18 protein-coding genes and 2 pseudogenes are annotated in these 15448 nt (G+C 72.2%); 9 read left to right on the top strand and 11 right to left on the bottom strand.

The window, feature by feature from the left end:
* Positions 1-8: 8 nt before the first annotated feature.
* Together AB0F81_RS03860 and AB0F81_RS03865 are read left to right on the top strand one after the other, a co-directional pair.
* The gene (locus AB0F81_RS03860) at positions 9-1148 is read left to right on the top strand and encodes an aldolase/citrate lyase family protein (RefSeq protein WP_360190468.1); all 1140 of its coding nucleotides are present in this window, start codon (positions 9-11) and stop codon (positions 1146-1148) included.
* Between the two features lie 134 nt (positions 1149-1282).
* Entirely contained in the window at positions 1283-1561 is a 279-nt protein-coding gene (locus AB0F81_RS03865) for a hypothetical protein (RefSeq protein WP_360190471.1), read from the top strand.
* A 12-nt stretch (positions 1562-1573) separates the two neighbouring features.
* On the opposite strand, the gene AB0F81_RS03870 is transcribed toward AB0F81_RS03865, so the two are convergent.
* The gene (locus AB0F81_RS03870) at positions 1574-2002 is read right to left on the bottom strand and encodes a glutaredoxin domain-containing protein (protein ID WP_360190474.1); all 429 of its coding nucleotides are present in this window, start codon (positions 2000-2002) and stop codon (positions 1574-1576) included.
* A gap of 92 nt (positions 2003-2094) precedes the next feature.
* Between AB0F81_RS03870 and allB the strand changes: the two genes are divergently transcribed.
* From allB to AB0F81_RS03895, 5 genes are read left to right on the top strand one after another with little or no spacing between them, the layout of a single operon-like run.
* Entirely contained in the window at positions 2095-3408 is a 1314-nt protein-coding gene (allB, locus tag AB0F81_RS03875) for an allantoinase AllB (RefSeq protein WP_360190476.1), read from the top strand.
* Positions 3408-4382 (top strand): allantoicase, encoded by a 975-nt coding sequence (alc, locus tag AB0F81_RS03880; protein WP_360190479.1) that lies wholly within the window; start codon positions 3408-3410, stop codon positions 4380-4382. Before allB ends, alc begins: the two co-directional genes overlap by 1 nt.
* Positions 4379-5512 (top strand): phosphotransferase, encoded by a 1134-nt coding sequence (locus AB0F81_RS03885; protein ID WP_360190481.1) that lies wholly within the window; start codon positions 4379-4381, stop codon positions 5510-5512. The genes alc and AB0F81_RS03885 overlap by 4 nt, the downstream gene beginning before the upstream one ends.
* A 17-nt stretch (positions 5513-5529) precedes the next feature.
* Positions 5530-6624 (top strand): methyltransferase domain-containing protein, encoded by a 1095-nt coding sequence (locus AB0F81_RS03890; protein WP_360190483.1) that lies wholly within the window; start codon positions 5530-5532, stop codon positions 6622-6624.
* 11 nt (positions 6625-6635) lie between these two features.
* Entirely contained in the window at positions 6636-7235 is a 600-nt protein-coding gene (locus AB0F81_RS03895) for a GNAT family N-acetyltransferase (RefSeq protein WP_360190486.1), read from the top strand.
* On the opposite strand, the gene AB0F81_RS03900 is transcribed toward AB0F81_RS03895, so the two are convergent.
* Positions 7226-8809, bottom strand: a complete 1584-nt coding sequence (locus tag AB0F81_RS03900; RefSeq protein WP_360190489.1) for a phospholipase D-like domain-containing protein — start codon at positions 8807-8809, stop codon at positions 7226-7228. The genes AB0F81_RS03895 and AB0F81_RS03900 overlap by 10 nt on opposite strands.
* Positions 8810-8909: 100 nt before the next feature.
* Between AB0F81_RS03900 and AB0F81_RS03905 the strand changes: the two genes are divergently transcribed.
* Positions 8910-9035 (top strand): hypothetical protein, encoded by a 126-nt coding sequence (locus AB0F81_RS03905; protein WP_360190492.1) that lies wholly within the window; start codon positions 8910-8912, stop codon positions 9033-9035.
* 124 nt (positions 9036-9159) lie between these two features.
* Here the strand turns inward: AB0F81_RS03905 and AB0F81_RS03910 are convergent, their stop codons facing one another.
* From AB0F81_RS03910 to AB0F81_RS03920, 3 genes are read right to left on the bottom strand one after another with little or no spacing between them, the layout of a single operon-like run.
* The gene (locus AB0F81_RS03910) at positions 9160-10359 is read right to left on the bottom strand and encodes an aminopeptidase (protein WP_360190495.1); all 1200 of its coding nucleotides are present in this window, start codon (positions 10357-10359) and stop codon (positions 9160-9162) included.
* Positions 10360-10373: 14 nt separating this feature from the next.
* Positions 10374-11321 carry a pirin family protein gene (locus tag AB0F81_RS03915; protein ID WP_360190498.1) on the bottom strand — a complete coding sequence of 316 codons (948 nt, stop codon included), beginning with the start codon at positions 11319-11321 and terminating at the stop codon, positions 10374-10376.
* 3 nt (positions 11322-11324) lie between these two features.
* Positions 11325-11765 carry a MarR family transcriptional regulator gene (locus AB0F81_RS03920; protein WP_360190501.1) on the bottom strand — a complete coding sequence of 147 codons (441 nt, stop codon included), beginning with the start codon at positions 11763-11765 and terminating at the stop codon, positions 11325-11327.
* A gap of 114 nt (positions 11766-11879) precedes the next feature.
* Between AB0F81_RS03920 and AB0F81_RS03925 the strand changes: the two are divergent.
* A pseudogene (locus AB0F81_RS03925) lies at positions 11880-12167 on the top strand (GNAT family N-acetyltransferase); the annotation flags it as partial.
* Here the strand turns inward: AB0F81_RS03925 and AB0F81_RS03930 are convergent.
* From AB0F81_RS03930 to AB0F81_RS03955, 6 genes and pseudogenes are all read right to left on the bottom strand, one after another.
* Complete coding sequence (locus tag AB0F81_RS03930; protein WP_360190677.1) at positions 12144-12464, bottom strand: Clp protease N-terminal domain-containing protein; 321 nt, start codon at positions 12462-12464, stop codon at positions 12144-12146. The pseudogene AB0F81_RS03925 and the gene AB0F81_RS03930 sit on opposite strands and share 24 nt — an antisense overlap.
* Before the next feature lie 96 nt (positions 12465-12560).
* A pseudogene (locus tag AB0F81_RS03935) lies at positions 12561-12752 on the bottom strand (Clp protease N-terminal domain-containing protein); the annotation flags it as partial.
* 1 nt (position 12753) lies between these two features.
* Entirely contained in the window at positions 12754-12990 is a 237-nt protein-coding gene (locus AB0F81_RS03940; RefSeq protein WP_360190503.1) for a helix-turn-helix domain-containing protein, read from the bottom strand.
* A gap of 100 nt (positions 12991-13090) precedes the next feature.
* Entirely contained in the window at positions 13091-13300 is a 210-nt protein-coding gene (locus AB0F81_RS03945) for a DUF3072 domain-containing protein (protein ID WP_360190506.1), read from the bottom strand.
* 54 nt (positions 13301-13354) lie between these two features.
* Positions 13355-14071, bottom strand: coding sequence for a VOC family protein (locus tag AB0F81_RS03950; RefSeq protein WP_360190509.1), 717 nt, complete (start codon positions 14069-14071; stop codon positions 13355-13357).
* A gap of 144 nt (positions 14072-14215) precedes the next feature.
* Positions 14216-15448, bottom strand: a complete 1233-nt coding sequence (locus AB0F81_RS03955; RefSeq protein WP_360190511.1) for a cation:proton antiporter — start codon at positions 15446-15448, stop codon at positions 14216-14218.

A 15448-nucleotide genomic window follows, 5' to 3' on the forward strand; every position in this document is an offset into this window, starting at 1 on the left:
GACCTCGCATGCGCCTGTCCGATCATGACTACGAACAGATCGACGGGCGCCTCGCTGCCCACGACGCGTTCCTCCGGGACCGGTACCCGGGGGAACGCGCCGGGCGGCAGCCCGTGCACACCGTCTACGTGCCCGCCGACCGGCTCGACGGGTTCCGCGACTGGGGCACGATCGCGATCGCCGCGATGGACGAGCACGACTTCCCGTGGCCGGATCCGGCGGTGCGGGCCAAGCTCGACCGCGAGCCGATCGAGGATCTGCGCGTCGACTTCGAGGACGGCTACGGCGTGCGCGACGACGACCAGGAGGACGCGGCCGTCAGGAAAGCGGCCACGATCCTCACCGCGGGCCCGCGCCCGCCGTTCCTCGGCGTCCGGATCAAGTCGCTCGAAGCCGCCACGCGCCGTCGCTCGCTGCGCACCCTCGATCTCTTCCTCGAGTCCTACCAGAACCTTTTCACCATCACCCTGCCCAAGGTGAGCGGCAGCGACCAGGTCGCTGCGATGGTCACTCTCTGCGAGAAGCTGGAGCGAGCGTACGGGCTGAGCACCGGCGCCCTGACCTTCGAGATTCAGGTGGAGTTGCCGTCAGCGGTGCTCGCCGCGGACGGCACCGCCACGGTGGCCCGCCTGATCACCGCGGCCGCCGGCCGGTGCACCGGGCTGCACTACGGCACCTACGACTACAGTGCGGCGGCCGGGGTCGCGGCGGCCTACCAGTCGATGGAGCACCCCGTCGCCGACTACGCCAAAGCGGTCATGCAGGCCGCCGCCGCGCAGACCGGTGTGCGACTCTCCGACGGCTCGACGAACATCCTGCCGGTCGGCAACCGCGACCAGGTGCACGCCGCCTGGACCCTGCATCACCGCCTGGTCCGCCGCTCCCTGGAACGCGGCTTCTACCAGGGCTGGGACCTGCACCCCGCTCAGCTGCCGAGCCGCTACGCCGCCACCTACGCGTTCTTCCGCGACGGTCGTGACGCCGCCGTCGACCGCCTGCGCCGCTATCTGGACCGGCAGGACAGCGGCGTCGCCGACGAGCCCGCCACCGCCCGGGCCCTGGCCGGCTACCTACTCCGTGGCCTCGACTGCGGCGCGCTGACCGACGCCGGCTTCCCCCGCCCGCACCTGACCGAGCTCGCCACCTGACCCACCCGAACTTCACACGGAGCGGAGTGTGCGAGCCGGGGTGCCAATCGCGCCGGGAATTCACACGGGTCGAACCTTTGGCGGGTGAGGGGAGTACTACCCCACGGGCGCGCCCGGCACGGGGAGGGACTCATTTGCGATACATCACGTTCACACCATGGAAGCGGGGCGCCACGGCGCTCGAACACACCTGGCAGCGGCCGTCGTGGCACTGCCGGGCCTGCGGCCGGGCCTGGCCGTGCGCCCCGGCCCGGGCTCATCTCACCGACGGCGCCGACCGGGTCTCGCTGGCCATGTACATGTGGGGCAACCTGGACCGGGCGATGATCGATCTGCCGCGCCGCCCGCCCGCCGAGCTCTTCCACCGCTTCGTCGGCTGGACGCACGCCGACGACGATGACGTTCCGGTCTGAGCGGATCGTGGGTCAGGTCTGGGCCGGGGCGATCTGATCCCGGACCCAGGACGGGTCCGGGTTGACGAAGCCCTCACCAGCGATCACCACGGTCGGTACGGTCTCGTCACCGCCGGTGATCTGCCGGACCGCCGCCGCGCCTTCCGGGTCGTTCCAGATGTCGACCCAGTGCAACTGGGCGGCGTCCGGGCCGAGCCGGGCCCGCAGCCGGATGCAGAACGGGCAGCCGGGCCGCCAGTAGACCACCGGACGGCCGTCGAGCCGCGCGTTCGCGGCGGTCTCCGGACGCGGGAAGACCTGCGGTGACACCGCGATCGCCAGGCCCAGGAAGATCAGCATCACGAAGGCCGCGGAGCCCGGGGAGCCGTCACCGATCTTGACCGAGGCGATGAGCACTCCACAGGCCGCGGTCAGCGCCGCCAGCCTCCACCGTCGCACCATGGTGCGGGAGGCTACTCCGCTACCGCCGGTAACGATATCCCCGGCTGGCCGGATGGACGCCCGGTGAAACAAAGCGTGAGTAGGGTCAGTCCATGGTTGATCTGGTGGTGCGGTCCCGGCGGGTGGTGACGCCCGAGGGCGTGCGGCCGGCGGCGGTCGCGGTCGCGGACGGCCGGATCGTCGCGGTCCACGACTACGGCACCCCGGTCGATGCCGCCGCCGAGACCGACCTCGGCGATCTCGCCCTGCTGCCCGGCCTGGTGGACACGCATGTGCACGTCAACGAGCCGGGCCGCACCGAGTGGGAGGGTTTCGCCACCGCGACCCGGGCGGCGGCGGCCGGCGGGGTCACCACGATCGTCGACATGCCGCTGAACAGCCTGCCGCCCACCGTCGACCCGGCAGCGCTGAAGGTGAAGCAGGCGGCGGCGGCCGGCCAGTGCCACGTGGACGTCGGGTTCTGGGGCGGCGCCATCCCGGGCAACGCCGGCGAGCTGCCCGGCCTGCACGCCGCCGGGGTCTTCGGCTTCAAGGCGTTCCTCGCCGACTCTGGTGTGCCGGAGTTCCCACCCGTCGACGCCGCCCAGCTCGCCGAGGCGATGCACGCCGTGGACACGCTGTTCGTCGTGCACGCCGAGGACCCCCACCACCTGCGGACGGCGGCGAGCTCCGCCACGTACGCCGACTTCCTGGCCTCCCGCCCGGCTGACGCCGAGCATGCCGCGGTCGCCACCGCGATCGCGGTGGCCCGCGCCGCGGGCCGGCGCGTGCACATCCTGCATCTCTCCGCAGCCTCCGCGCTGCCCCTGATCGCCCGGGCCAGAGCCGATGGCGTACGGGTGACCGCCGAAACCTGCCCCCACTACCTGACCCTGGACGCCGCACAGATCCCCGACGGCGCCACCGAGTTCAAGTGCTGCCCGCCGATCCGGGACTCCGCGAACGCCGACCTGCTCTGGGCCGCGCTCGCCGACGGGCTGATCACCTGTGTGGTCAGCGACCACTCGCCCTGCACGCCGGAGCTGAAACGGCGCGACACCGGTGACTTCGCCGCCGCCTGGGGCGGGATCGCCTCGGTGCAGCTCGGGCTGCCGGTGATCTGGACCGCCGCCGCGGCCCGCGGGCACACCCTCGCCGACGTGGCCGACTGGATGGCCCGCCGCCCCGCCGACCTGGTGGGCCTGCGGCACAAGGGCCGGATCGCGGTGGGCGCCGACGCCGACCTGGTGGCGTTCGCCGCGGACGACCGGCTCACCGTCGACCCGCACGCACTGCACCACCGCAACCCCGTCACCCCGTACGCCGGAATGGTCCTGCGGGGTGTGGTGCGCACGACCTGGCTGCGCGGTCGCGCGGTGACCGGCAGCCGGGCCGGCGGCCGTTTCCTTGTCCGAGGGGAGCACTGATGGCGGACTTCACCGCCCTGCCCGACCTGGCGTCCCGGGCCTTCGGCGGCGGCGTGGTCACCGCCAACGACGAGTTCTTCGCCGCCGCCGACCATCTGGTCCTGCCGCACCCGCCGGGGCACGCCCCGCGAACCTTCGACCACAAGGGGCAGGTCTACGACGGCTGGGAGACCCGCCGGCGTCGCGAGACCGGGCACGACTTCGCGATCGTGCGGCTCGGCGCGCCGGGGCAGATCCACGGCGTCGACGTGGACACCGCGTTCTTCACCGGCAACTATCCGCCGTTCGCCGCGGTCGAGGCGGTCGAGGTCCCCGGCTATCCGGGCCCGGCGGACCTGGCCGGCGCCGACTGGGTGGAGCTGGTGCCGCGCTCGCCGCTGGAGGGTGACAGCCACAACCTGTTCCCGGTCACCGACCGGCGCCGCTGGACCCACGTGCGGTTGCGCATCTTCCCGGACGGCGGGGTGGCCCGGCTGCGCGTGCACGGCGAGGTGGTGCCCGATCCGGCGCTGCTGCCGAAGATCTTCGACGTGGCCGCGGCGGAGTACGGCGGCCGCGTCGTCGACTGCAGCAACATGTTCTACGGCAACCCGCAGCGGATGCTGATGCCCGGTCTGGCCCGCGACATGGGCGACGGCTGGGAGACGTCCCGCCGCCGCGACGACGGCAACGACTGGGTGCTGGTGCGGCTCGCCGCCCCGGCCCGGCTGCGCTTCGCCGACCTGGACACCAGCCACTTCAAGGGCAACGCACCGGGCTGGGCCGCGCTGACCGGGATCACCGCCGAGGGCGATCAGGTCGAGCTGCTGGCGAGGACCGCGCTGCGCCCGGACACCCCGCACCGGTTCCGGCTGGTCAAGGGGCCGGAGGTGACCCACGTGCGGCTGGACGTCTTCCCCGACGGCGGGATGGCCCGGCTGCGTCTGCACGGCCGCGCCGACCGGGCGCACCTGTGGGCGAGAATGCGACGGTGACGCGAACCGTTTCCCTGGTCCTGGTCGACCCTGCCGGTGAGCTGCTCGGCGCGCTGCCGCCGTTCCCGGTGGCGACACCGTGGTGGCAGGAGGTGACCGACGTGGTCGCCGGAGCCGGGGTGGACGTGACCGTGCTGCGGCTGCTGCACGGTGACCGCCCCGCGCCGCCCGGTGGGCACGTGACCTACCTGGCCGAGACCACGGCCCGCCCGGCGGGGCTGATCCCGGCCGGCGCCGATCTCGCCCCGCACCCGCGGCGCGCGCCGTACGCCGAGGTCGGCGGCCCGGCCGCGTCGCTGGCCTGGGCGGCCGGCGCGCTGGACCGGATCGGCGTCACCGCAACGGTCGCCCGCCAGCAGCGCACCTGGAACCTGTCGGCGATCTGGCGGTTCGACCTGCCGGACGGTACGACGGCCGCCTGGCTCAAACAGGTGCCCCACTTCTTCACGCACGAGGCGGAGGTGCTGCGCCGGGTCGACGCGATGGCGCCCGGCCTGGTCCCGTACCTGCTGGCGGCCGGCGAGCACGGCCGGATGCTGCTCGCGCACGTGCCCGGCGACGACCGTTACGGCGCCGGCCCCGACCTGTGTGCCGAGGTGGCCGCCGCCTTCCACCCGGTGCAGGAGCACTTCGCCGGGCGGGCGGCCGAGCTGATCGCCGCCGGGCTCCCGGACCACCGGCTCGACGCCGAGCGGTTCGCGGCGGTGGCCGAGCCCTACCTCGACGACCTGCCCGGGCTCGCCGAGCTCATCGACGGCCTGCCGAAACGGTTCGCCGAGGTGGCGGCGTGCGGCCTGCCGGACACGCTGATCCACGGTGATCTGCACCCCGGCAACGTCCGCACCGACGGCGACGGCCCGCCGGTGATCGTCGACTGGGGTGACTCGGGCGTCGGCAACCCGGCCTTCGACGTGCTGCGACTCACCGACGACCCGGCGGTGCTGAGCGACTGGGCGGCGCGCTGGCCGGGATGCGACGCGCTGCGGGCCGTCGAGCTGTTGCGGCCGGTCGCCTCGTTGCGCGGGGCGGTGACCTACGCCGATTTCCTCACCCGGATCGAGCCGGCGGAGTGGCCGTACCATGCCGGCGACGTTCCGGACTGTCTTCGGGCCGCTGTCGAGCAGCGGTGAGACGTACCGTGGCAGGCATGGAAGATGCCCGCCGGCACTACCTCGACCAGATCCGGCGCGACGGCGTCACACTGACCCCGGCCCTGGCCGCGGCGTTCGCCGCGGTGCCACGGGAGGTCTTCGTCCCGGACGGCTTCCATCGCGGCGACGGCCGCCGGGTGCTGCCCGCCGACCCGGAGTTCCTGCCCACCGTCTACAGCAACGACGTGCTGGTCACCAAGCTCAACGAGGGCCGCCCGTGCAGCTCCTCCAGCCAGCCCTCACTGATGGCGATCATGCTGGACGCGCTGGACGTGCGCCCCGGCGCGCGGGTGCTGGAGATCGGCGCCGGCACCGGCTACAACGCCGCCCTGCTCGCCACCCTGGGCGCCACCGTGACCACAGTGGACGTGCAGGCCGACGTCGCCGACCGGGCGCGCTCGGCGCTGGCCCGCGCCGGCATCGACGGGGTACGGGTGAGCACCGCCGACGGCTACACCACCGGCTCGGACGACCGCTACGACCGGATCATCGTGACCGTCGGCGTGGCCGGCGTCTCCCCGCACTGGCTGGACCGGCTGGAACCGGACGGCCTGATCGTGGCCCCGGTCGAGCATGCCGGCACCCACCCGGTCCTGGCCGTGCGCACCGGCGCCGACGGCCCGGCCGCCGCGGTCGTCTGCCCCGCCGGTTTCATGAGCGCCGCCGGCCCGCTGACCGCCCGTCACCGGGGCAGCCACCCGCCACCCGCCACCCTGGGCGACATGACCGAGACCGCACCGGCCCGGTGGGACCCGGCCCTGGACGCGCTCGCCTACCGGGACCTCTGGTTCGCGGCTGGCGCCTGGCACCGCCGGGTCACCCACGCCGCGGTGCCGTCCCGGGACCAGAGCTATCTGGCGCTGCTCGACGACAGCGGCAGCGCCGGCGCGGCGATGCTGCCGGACGGCTCGGTCCTCTCCTCCGGGCCGGACGCCGAGCGGTACACCGCGGTCGCGGTGGCCCTCGCCGGGCGCTGGTGGTCGCTGGGCCGCCCCCCGATGCGGGCGTGGCGGGCCGTGATGACGCTCGACGGCGATCCGGCCGCCCCGATCTGGGTTCCACGGGCCTGGCATCTGACCCGGCGCCCCTAGGATGCGGTGTCATGGGCATCTCGGTGGTTCCGGCGAACGAGGCGTCCTGGGCCGACCTGCAGGCGATCTTCGGTACCCGGGGTGAGCCGTCCCGGTGCCAGTGCCAGTGGTTCAAGATCACGGCAGCCGAGTGGCGTGCCGTCCCGGTCGGGGAGCGGGCCCGCCGGCTGCACGAGCAGACCGGCTGCGACGACCCGGCCGCCGAGTCGACCAGCGGCCTGGTGGCGTTCGTGGACGGCGAACCGGCCGGCTGGTGCGCGGTCGAGTCGCGGACCGTCTATCCGCGCCTGGCCACGGCCCGGGTGCCGTGGGCCGGGCGCGACGAGAACCCCACCGATCCGGACGTCTGGGCGGTGACCTGTTTCGTCACCCGCACCGGCTTCCGGCGGCAGGGGGTGAGCCGGGCCCTCGCCGCGGCCGCGGTGCCGTTCGCGCGTGAGCGTGGCGTCCATGCCCTGGAGGGCTATCCGATCGTCACCGTCACCGGCCGGGAGTACAGCTGGGGCGAGCTCTACGTCGGCAGCCACCGGATCTTCCTGGAGGCCGGTTTCACCGAGGTCAGCCGCCCCACCCCGCGGCGCGCGGTGATGCGGATCGATCTTCACCAGTGAGCGGCGCGGCGCTCCCGCCACGGCCGGCCGTCCGGGTCGTAGACCAGCCGGTACGCCGGGATCGCCCACCACCGCTGGTACCACGGCAGCCGGTTCGTCTCGTGCGGCACCAGCCGCCCCGGCGGGCGGGGCCCTTGCCGGCCGCCGTCGCGCCAGTCGCGTAACCGGTCGGCCGCGGCGGTCATCGCCTCGATCGCCGAGCCCGGGTCCAGCAGGTCCGCGTCGTCGCCGTCGGCCCGGTCCAGGTGCTCGCGCATCAGCGCCAGGCGCAGTTCCCGGGCGAACCGCCGGGCACCGTCACCGAGCCCGGCCGGGTCGGCCGGTTCCCGCTCGTCGCGGGTGCCGTCGAGGACCGCGCAGGACAGCTCGCTGTCGTGCGTCCACGAACGACGGTTGAAGTTGTCGCTGCCCACGCTGCTCCACACGTCGTCGATCACGCAGACCTTGGCGTGTACGTAGATCGGGGTGCCGGCGTGGTTCTCCAGGTCGAAGACGTGCACCCGGTCGGCGGCGGCCCGCTTGCACAGCTCGACCGCCTGTTCCCGGCCGACCTGGTTGGGCGGCAGGGCGAACCTTCCGTCCACGTCCGGGTGCCGCGGCACCACAGCGACCAGGTGCAGCTCCGGGTTGTCCCGCATCGCCTCGGCGAACAGCTGCGCCACCTCCTTGGACCACAGGTACTGGTCCTCCAGGTAGACGAGCCGCCGGGCCCGCTTGATCGCCTTGGTGTAGCCGCGGGCCACCGAACGCTCGCCGAGCTTGGCGAATCCGTAGGCCGGGCGCATCGCCGGATAGGTCCGCAGCACCTGCACCGTGTGTGTCCCGCACTCCGGCGGGTCCGGCGGCTGCGGCGGGAGCCGGTCGGCGCGCATGTCCTCGTGCCGCAGCATGTCGGTGGTGGTGGAGATCGGCCCGTGCTGGTCCAGCGGCGCCGGGTCGTTCCACCGCTCCCGGAACGAGGTGTCCAGCGTGCCGACCACCGGGCCGCGCAGCATCAGCTGCACGTCGTGCCAGGGCGGATGCGGCCCGTAGGCCTTCGCCATCCGCACCGCCTGCCGGTCACCGTGATGATCCGGGTCGTCGCGCCGGCTGTGGCACAGGTCGATGCCGCCGGCGAACGCCACATCGAGCTCCGGGCGCCCCGGATGGCGCAGCACCACCAGTTTCTGGTGGTGCGAGCCGCCCCGGCGGACCCGCTGGTCGAGCAGCACCTCGCCGCCCGCCGCCTCGATGTCGTCGCTCAGCGTGCGGTTCTCCTCCTCGCTGTAGGCGAGCCTGTCCAGATGGGAACGCCAGAGCAGGCCCTTGACCACGACACCCCGCTTGGCGGCCGCGGCGAACAGCTCCACGATCGTGGGACCGCCGTCGCGCATTCGCTCGTCCGGGTCACCGCGCCAGTCGGTGAAGAAGAGGTGATCACCGGCTTCCAGTGCCTCGACCTCGGCCACCAGCCGATCGAAGTACATTTGCCCGTGAATAAGTGGTTCAGCCGTGTTTCCGGTGTTCCATGTGGGTATGGAGGTGTCCGGGTTGCCGCGTTCGGCAGCGGTGAGAAGCCATTCCTGCGGCGGCACTGCAACCCCTTCGAGGTCGACGACGCCCTCACCGTAAGCCTCCCGCCCGTCGCTCGCACGCCGAGCGGCGACCCCCCGATCCCGCGGAGGAGTGGATCACATGAGCAGCGAGCCGCTGGCCACCACGACCATGCCCGAAACCGCCGATTCGGCCGAAAAGGGCCTGCTCATCGCAGTCCTGCTCCTGGTGGTGATGGGTACCACAGCAATGTTGCTGATGGCCTGAAAACCCCCGCCGGTCCAGCCCGGCTTCCCACTCACCCTCTTTCCCGGTACGGGCTATCGCGCCCCGGACACCACCACTCCCGTGGTGACGCGCGGCCGCTGGGCCCACACGCTGGGCCCGGCGGTCACAGCACCCAGTCGTCGTCGCGGATGATCTCGATCGTGCCCTTCGGGCCGGTGCCGGTCACGGTGATGCCGTCGCCGCCGACCACCACGTCGGTGTGCACGCTCGAGGTGTTCAGGCCCAGGGCGGTGCGCTCCTCCTCGGCCATCGCGACGGCGCCCGGCACCGCGAACGGGAAGCTGTTGCCCCAGGCGACGTGGCACCCGGCGTTCTCGTCGAAGAGCGTGTCGTGGAAGACGATGCCGGCCCGGGCGATCCGGCTGTCCCGGTCGACCAGCGACACCTCACCCAGCCGCCGCGCGCCCGGATCGACGGCCAGCTGCGCCTCGACGGCGTCCACACCCGACTCCGCCGACACCTCGGTGATCTGCCCGCCGGAGAAGGTCAGCCGCAGGCCCGTGACCAGCCGGCCGTTGAGCACCAGCGGCCGGGTCACCTGAAGCACACCCTCGGCGCGGGAGCGGTCGGGGCTGGTGAACACCTCCTCGGTCGGGATGTTCGGCATGTACTCGATGCCGTCCGGATCGACCATCCCGCCACCGGTCCAGTGGCAACCGGGGATCAGGCCGACGGTCAGGTCGGTGCCGCTTCCCACGTACCGAATCTCGGTCAACTCCAGCGCATCGAGTGCCGCGCCCCGCTCGGCGAGAGTCGCTGCCCGCTCGCGCCAGGCGGCCGCCGGATCGGCGGCGTCGAGCCGCATCGCCGTCGCCACCGCGTCCCAGAGCCGGTCGAGGTCCGGCTCGCCGAAGACCTGCCGGGCCCAGCCCGGGTTCGGCGCGCTCACCACGGACCAGCGCACCCGGCCGCTCATCATGGCCGTGCGCATGGCCTTGCGCTCCCCGGCGGGGAAGGCGGCCGCGCGCACCGGGTCGGCGCCGTCGAGCAGATGCGGGTCCGCGTCCCCGCTGAGGGTGAGAGAGGCGGCGCCCTGCTCGGCCCACTCCTGGATGCGCTGCAGCGCCCACGGCCGGTCGGCGGTCAACTGACCGAGGTCGCCGTGGTCGACGGCGGAGCGCCGCATCGGCCCGTCCGACCAGACGGGCTCCACCCAGGCCGCACCGGCCGCATAGGCGGCGGCCACGACTGCCCGGGCGATCTCCAGGTGTGCGGTGTCCGTGCGCAGAACGAGGCCCTGCCCGGGCTGGAGATTGACCCCAGCCCGGACCGCGACCTCGGCGAAACGCTGAATCCGGTCCATGCCGGCCAGCGTAGTTAATCCACGTGCGGCATGCGGGCCGCCGGGATCACGCCCAGGCGTCCCTTCTGGAAGTCCTCGAAGGCCTGCTTGAGCTCGTCGCGTGTGTTCATCACGAACGGGCCGTAGTGCGCGATCGGCTCCCGGATCGGCTGCCCGCCCATGATGAACAGGTCCATCTCGGTTTTCGCCTCGACCCGGATCGCGTCGCCCGGGCCGTGGGTGGCGAGCTGGCCGAGCTGGAGCGGGCGCATGTCGGTGCCCACCCAGCCCTCGCCGGAGAGCGTGTAGACCAGCGCGTTGTAGTCCGGCTGCCAGGGCAGGTCGAGCCGCGCGCCGGGCTGGAGCGTGACGTGGGCCAGGTTGATCGGGGTGAACGTCGAGCCCGGCCCGCTGTGCCCGGCGATCTCGCCGGCGATCACCCGGATCAGGGCGCCGCCGTCGGGCGTGGTCAGCAGCGCCGCCGCCCCACCCCGGATGTCCTGATATTTCGGGTCGATCATCTTGGCGGCCCGGGGCAGGTTGACCCAGAGCTGCAGCCCGTGGAAGAGGCCGCCGCTCATCACCAGGTGCTCCGGCGGCGCCTCGATGTGCAGGATGCCGGAGCCGGCGGTCATCCACTGGGTGTCGCTGTTGGTGATCGAGCCGCCGCCGCCCAGCGAGTCCTGGTGGTCCATGATGCCGTCGATCATGTAGGTGACCGTCTCGAACCCGCGGTGCGGATGCCACGGCGTGCCTTTCGGCTCGCCCGGCGCGTAGTCGACCTCACCCATCTGGTCCAGGTGGATGAACGGGTCGAGCTCGGTCAGCGGGACCCCGGCGAAGGCGCGCCGGACCGGGAAGCCCTCTCCCTCGTAACCCTGCGGCGCGGTGGTCAGCCGGCGCACCGGGCGGAACTCGGTCATCGGGTCGAGCCGGGGGAGGCGGGGCAGGACGAGGACGTCGTCGACGGTGATGGCGGGCATGGTTCACACCTTCCTGATCCGGGCGAAGGCGCGGCCGATCACGGCCAGCTCCTCGTCGTCGAGTTGATCGATGAAGCTCTTGCGGACCGTGGTGAGGTGGGCCGGCGCGGCGGCGCGCAGCGTCTCGAGCCCCTCCTCGGTGAGGACGGCCTCGTAACCGCGGCCGTCCTCGGGACAGCTCTCCTTGCGGACCAGCCCGCGCTTGATCATCGAGTTGATCTGGTAGGTGACCCGGCTCGGCGAGAGCACCAGGCGGTTGGCCAGCTCGCCCATCCGGATCCGGCGGCCGGGGGCCTCGGCGAGGACGACCAGCACGTGGTAATCGTTCATGCTCAGCCCGGTGGCGGCGCGCAGCTCGTCCTCCAGGCGGGTGTGCAGGGCCCAGGAACTCTCGAGGAACGAGCGCCAGTGCTGCAGCTGGATCTCGGTGAGCGGTTCGGCCATGCCGCGAACGATACTCCTTCAAATCTGAAACTTCAAATCTGAAGAAGATCGGCGGAACCCGCACTCGCGGCCTTCGTCGCCGACCGCCCCGACGGTGCCGGCCTCGCTGCCTGCGCGCTCGGGATTCTGGAGGAACGCCTCGGCAACCCCGGCAACCCGGGTGGCCTCGTCGGGTACGTCTTCAGCGTGGCCACCGACGTCGACATGCGGTGCCGGGGCTACCCCCGTGCCTGCATGACCGCCCTGCTGGACTGGTTGCGCGAGCGCGGTGCCGGTGCCGTCGACCCGCGCGCGTCGCCGGAGGGTGAGCCGCTCTACGCCGGGGCGAGGCGGAGCGGCCGCGGGACGGGGCGGCCGCTCGGTCGTACCGATGAGGGTTCAGATCGCGTGGCTGTTGAGTGAGCGGGTCAGCTGCTCGCGCACCGCAGCGAAATCGACCTCGCGCTCGGCGAGGATCTGGGCCGCCAGGCCCTGGCCCTCGCGCAGGATGCCCAGCATGATGTGCTCCGGTGCGATGAAGTTGTGCTTGAGCCGGATGGCCTCACGCAGCGAGAGCTCCAGCACCTTCTTGTTGCGCGGCGAGAACGGGATGTGGCTGGTCCCGGCGGAGAACCGGCCGAAGATCCCCTTCTTCTTCGGCGCGGGCCGGGGCAGCCGCAATGCGCCGGCCCCGAAGTTCTCCTCGATGGCGGCGCGCACCGCGTCGAGGTCGATGCCGATCGCTTTGAGTGCCGCGGCGTCCTCCGCGTCGCGGTCGGCGATGGCGGCCGCCTCGCTGCGGTCCCCGACGTGCCGGATGATCGCCTCCCGGACGTAGGCCTGGTCGACGCCCGCGTCGCGCAGCGCGTCACGGGTCGAGCCGTTCTCGGAGGCGAGCAGCGAGAGCAGGGTGTGCTCGGTGCCGATGATCTCGTGGCCCAGCTCGCGGGCCTGATTCTGCGCGCTGACCACGATCGTGCGGGCGTCCTTGGTGAATCGCTCGAACATCTCAGTCCTCCCGTGGATCCGGCATCGGCATCAGCTTCGCGTGTTTCTTGTGCACGCCCTGGCGGGTCACCTCGAGTGCGTCCGCGATCTCCTGCCAGGACCAGCCCTTGGCGCGCGCGTTGGCGACCTGAAGGTGCTCCAGGCCCTCCAGGAGGCGGCGCAGGGCCACGACGGCGCGCAGGCCGACACGGGGGTCCGCGCTGCTCGCGGCCGCGGCCAGATCGGTCGCTTCAGTCATGCTGTCAACGTACGTTGACAGGCGTCGTCTGTCAACTCAGGTTGACGTTGAGGGCAAAGAGAAGGACCGGCCCGACCGGGCCGGTCCTGCGGGCCGGGGCTCAGCGTCCCCGGCCGGTCTTCTCCTGCAACTCGTCGATCATGCGGGAGGCGTCCGCCTTGGTGAGGTCCTCCGGGACCTCCTCGTGCGCCTCGGTGGCGAGGGTGTGCAGATACGACTCCTGCGCACCAGTCGCCGGTTCCTCGCCCGTGGTCCAGTCGGCGGGGTCCTTGATCTTGTTGCCGCTATCGGCGCTCGTCTGGTCGGCCATGACGCCGTCCTTCCGGTCGTGAACTCGAACGCCTGTGCCATTACCCGCCGAAGGTCATTCCCATGCGGGCAGATTGCCCAGGGAAACCGTCAGCTCGACCGGGTGGTGCACCGGCGCCGCCACCGTGAAGCGCGCCCCGTACGGGTCGGCCAGCTCGGCGAACGCGGTCAGCCCGGCCTCGGCCGGCTGGCTGACGACGGTGCCGCCCAGCCGCTCGCAGTGGACGGCCGCCTGCTCGATGTCGTCCACCTGGAAGGCGGCCCGCCACCAGGCCCCGCGGTAACCGGCGGCCAGCCCGGCGATCGCGTCGTGTGCCTGGTTGAGCCACTCGCCGGTGCCGAACTCGTGCCGCAGCAGCCAGCCGAACGCGGAGCCGTAGAAGCGGGCCGCCGCGTGCGGGTCGTCGGTGATCAGCTCCGGCCACGACATCGTGCCCGGCTCGCCGCCGGCCTGCGCGCCGGCGAAGTCGTAGCCCTGCCAGAGACCGATGATCGCGCCGGACGGGTCGGCCACGATCGCGCGGCGCCCGCCGTGTGCCTCGGCCGGATGGCTCAGGCAGTGCCCGCCGGAGAGGGCGACCTGCTCAAGGGTCTCCTCCAGGTCGGGGGTGCTGAGATGGGTGAGCCAGCCGTCCGGCCGGTCGAGCCGGCTGCGGGTGAGGCCGGCGACGGCACGCCCCCCGAGCTTGAACCGATCACCCGCCGACTCCCAGCCGAACAACTCTCCGTAGAACTCTGCCGCGCGTGCGGGGTCCGCACTCGCCAGTTCCACCCAGCATGGTGTCAAGGGTGCATAGCCTCTGATCCGCATGAGCCGCTCCGTTGTGGACATCCCCAGTTGGTTGAGCACTCTACGGCACTGATAACGCTTCGTCACCACCGCACGGTTCATTGTCCGGTTTAGAGCAGAAAAGTATCACTTAGCGTGAGCGGTTGAGTGATCCAGGTGACGCATCACGGGTGTTGCGGCGATTCCGTGCAGGACGACCGAGACGACGACCACGAATCCGGCGGTCGCCCAGATGAGATCCGCGGACGGAAAATCGGCGTGCGTCATTGCATACGCAAGGTAATAAAACGAGCCGATGCCACGGATCCCGAACGCCGCGATCACCCAGTGTTCCGCGGTGGTGCCGGGCGCGCCGCGCAACGCCGCGAACGCGGCCAGCGGCCGGACCAGGAAGATCAGGAGAAGGCCGGCCACGGCGGCCTGCCAGGTGAGCGGCGCCAGCAGGCCGCCGACGACGGCGCCACCGAGCAGGAGCAGCAACAGTACGGTCAACAGCCGCTCCGTCTGCTCCGCGAAGTTGTGCAGCACCTGGTGGTACTCGTGGGACCGCTCGGCCGCCCGGATCGCCCGCGCCGCCACGAACACGGCCAGGAAACCGTAGCCGCCGACCACCTCGACCAGCCCGTACGCCAGGAACGTGGCGGCCAGCGCGAGGAAGCCCTCGGAGTGCCGGGCCAGGCGCAGCTCGTCCCGCTTCGCCCGGAAGAAGAGCTTGCCGAGCAGCCGTCCGATCAGAATGCCGCCGACCAGCCCGACGACTCCCTTGTAGAGGACGTCCTGCAGCACCCACTCGCCGAACCACGAGCCGCCCATCGCCATGGCGATCGCGGCGTAGACGAACGGGAAGGCCAAGCCGTCGTTGAGGCCGGCCTCCGAGGTGAGAGCGAACCGGACCTCGTCCTCCGAGTCCTCCTCGTCGGTCGGCTCACCCACCTGCACGTCCGAGGCGAGCACCGGGTCGGTCGGTGCCATCGCGGCGCCGAGCAGCATCGCGGAGGCCGGCACCAGGCCCACCCACCACCAGCCGAGCAGCGCCATCGCGGCGATCGTCACCGGCATCGCGATGATCAGGAGGCGGCCCGTCGACGCCCAGCGCCGCCGGCCGAACGGGCGGTCGATCTTCAGCCCGGCACCCATCAGCGCGACGATCACGCCGACCTCGGTGAGGTGCTCGGTGAGCTTGGCGTGCCGCAGCGGATCGGCTTCGGGCAGGCCCAGCGGCAGCCCGAAAACCAGCAGGCCCAGCGCCAGGAAGGCGATCGGCATGGACAGCGGGCGCCGCTCCACCAGGCGCGGCAGGATGCCTGCGAGCAGGGCGCCCACCCCGATCAGGGCGAACACCACATCGGAAAGCTGCAT

It is taken from the genome of Actinoplanes sp. NPDC024001, assembly GCF_040638955.1.
Classification (GTDB): domain Bacteria; phylum Actinomycetota; class Actinomycetes; order Mycobacteriales; family Micromonosporaceae; genus Actinoplanes.